Here is a 2,189-nt window from a genome sequence, read left to right on the forward strand (position 1 = left end):
AATCCGAGCATCGTCGATACCGGGGGTATGAGCAGCGAAGGAGTGGGAAGCTACTGGCCCTTTACCACGGGAAAGAAGGTCGCACAGGCGAACCTGCTCCTCCAGCAGTTCCTCAATGCCCCGGCTACACGGTACGTCCTCATCCCGAACCAGCACGTGGGAGCGTGGAAGACGAGCTTTATGCCCCAATGGATCGTACGGGACTACCTGGCCCGGCGGGGACATGCCCGGTTCCACTCCGACTACACCATACCCGCCCGCTGCTCCCTTCTCGGCTATGCTTTGCAGACCATGCGGATCGAAGGAAGCACCATATCCCGGTGGTTCCTCCAGACCGAAACACAGCCGGAGGTCGGCAAGGAGGCTTACGACGAGGGAGCGAAGATCCTTACGGAGTTTTTCCATACCCAGCTCCAGAAATTCAACAAACCGGAGCTCGATAAGATCGGGAGGGAAATTATATCCTGCTGCCTCGACGGCGGGGCTGTAAGCGACTACGAAAGCCTCATCGAGGGGGAGGACTAAGGGACGATGAATCGGCTATGAGTTTTCTAAGCCGCCTGAACAGCGGCAGATCGGGATGTTCTTCCGTACTCATGGGGCAAGTATAGCACGGAACAGGGGCAGCTTCCGGGAGGAGCAGACTACTTGACATCAACATATACTTACATTAAAAGCTTGCGTAAGCACGGATAAAATATTCTCTGCACCTATAGATGACTCAGTACTCAGGGTCCTCGATGAACTTTCGAAAAGGCTTCACAAATCGAAGAAGAAAATTGTAGAGGAGGCGATCGAACAGTACGCAGCCGGCTTTTATAAAAAATGGAATCCCTCACACGGGATGGACATAAACAATGCGGTCCTCGCTGCAACTGTAGAAACGTGCGGCGGTGTGCTCTACACCCTCAATGAAAAGCACTACCCAGTGCCTTCCATAGTCGTGGAAAAGGCGTGGTGATGTCTATTGCAATTTTTCATTGAGTACTGCTTCTAAGCGGGCCTTTAACATTGAGTTGACTGCAGGTGCGAGGTCTGTTTGATAGTCCATCATTTCAATCGCTTTTTTACCGAGAAATTCCGAATCTTTGTTCAAAAGGACTTCACCATTCGTGAGAATCTCTTTAAGAAAGAGTCCTTTAGCCACTCGCAGGTCGCTCAAATCGATATCACTTTTTGAGATATGCCGTTGTTTTCGAAGTAGGTAAGCAGTTCCGGTAGGCCGGAGATATTGTTATCCATCACTGTAAAATGATAGTTAAAATTTGCTGAAAGAACAAAATAGGGGAAAACAAGCTCGGTCTTTGTGTGCCCGGGTTTTATGAGCCACGACAGACCACAACAGGAACACGACAAGGGCGCGTACCCACCGGAACGCGCCTCTTACTCGAAGGTGCAGACGACGGGGCTGGGTATTACACAGGTCGTGATTGTCGTGTGTGTCGTGGATGGGATAAATCATTTTTGCTAACAGTTAGCGTTTGACACTATTAGTGAGATACGCTATCATTGAATATGATAAAAAGCTTCAAAAATGGTCTTACGGAGAGTATCTGGCAGAGGAAACGGATTAAAAGTTTTCCCAGTGATCTATTCAAAACGGCCAGACGGAAGTTAGGATTAATTGAGGATGCTGTAGAACTGAATGATCTCCGGATACCACCCGGTAATTGTCTTGAAGCTTTAAGGGGTGATCGAAGAGGACAGCACAGCATCCGTATAAACGACCAATGGCGTGTCTGTTTTCGTTGGGTTGACGGTCATGCCTTCGACGTAGAGATTGCGGATTACCATTGAGTCTTGACAGGAGAAGAATAATTATGGATCAGAACCTTATCGAGTTAACCACACCTGGGGAAGTCCTAAAGGAAGAGTTTCTCGAGCCCATGGGTATCACCCCTTATATGCTTGCAAAAGAGATTTTCGTTGATCCTCCAAGGATTGCTGCAATTATAAAAGGGAAGAGGAAAATAACCGCAGATACGGCTATGAGGCTGTCCAGGTTCTTCGGTACTACTCCGGAGTTCTGGCTGAACATGCAGAGCCGTTATGATTTGGAAGTTTTGATGGAAAAGAAAGAAAAAGAAATGAATAAGATCACTCCCTACCATAAGGCATCATGATTACCGGGCTTGAACTGTCCCGGGTTTTATGAGCCACGACAGACCACAACAGGAACACGACAAGGG

At 48.5% G+C, this 2,189-nt stretch carries 5 protein-coding genes; all 5 read left to right on the forward strand.

Annotation, left to right across the window (positions count from 1 at the left end):
- The coding region (locus GF409_07195; protein MBD3426993.1) for a DUF4914 family protein at positions 1–525 on the forward strand (525 nt) is incomplete at its 5' end.
- A gap of 136 nt (positions 526–661) precedes the next feature.
- Positions 662–961 (forward strand): ribbon-helix-helix protein, CopG family, encoded by a 300-nt coding sequence (locus GF409_07200; GenBank protein MBD3426994.1) that lies wholly within the window; start codon positions 662–664, stop codon positions 959–961.
- A gap of 360 nt (positions 962–1,321) precedes the next feature.
- Positions 1,322–1,471 carry a hypothetical protein gene (locus tag GF409_07205; protein ID MBD3426995.1) on the forward strand — a complete coding sequence of 50 codons (150 nt, stop codon included), beginning with the start codon at positions 1,322–1,324 and terminating at the stop codon, positions 1,469–1,471.
- Positions 1,472–1,515: 44 nt separating this feature from the next.
- Positions 1,516–1,797 (forward strand): type II toxin-antitoxin system RelE/ParE family toxin, encoded by a 282-nt coding sequence (locus tag GF409_07210; protein MBD3426996.1) that lies wholly within the window; start codon positions 1,516–1,518, stop codon positions 1,795–1,797.
- Positions 1,798–1,820: 23 nt separating this feature from the next.
- The gene (locus tag GF409_07215; GenBank protein MBD3426997.1) at positions 1,821–2,123 is read left to right on the forward strand and encodes a HigA family addiction module antidote protein; all 303 of its coding nucleotides are present in this window, start codon (positions 1,821–1,823) and stop codon (positions 2,121–2,123) included.
- The last annotated feature ends 66 nt before the right edge of the window (positions 2,124–2,189 follow it).

Source organism: Candidatus Omnitrophota bacterium (assembly GCA_014728045.1).
Taxonomy (GTDB): Bacteria; Omnitrophota; Gorgyraeia; order Tantalellales; family Tantalellaceae; genus WJMH01.

Bases quoted from the DNA above. Each gene is read 5' to 3' on its own strand.
- GF409_07205 (MBD3426995.1), top strand. From the start codon at position 1,322: ATGAGCCACGACAGACCACAACAGGAACACGACAAGGGCGCGTACCCA.
- GF409_07210 (MBD3426996.1), top strand. From the start codon at position 1,516: ATGATAAAAAGCTTCAAAAATGGTCTTACGGAGAGTATCTGGCAGAGG.
- GF409_07215 (MBD3426997.1), top strand. From the start codon at position 1,821: ATGGATCAGAACCTTATCGAGTTAACCACACCTGGGGAAGTCCTAAAG.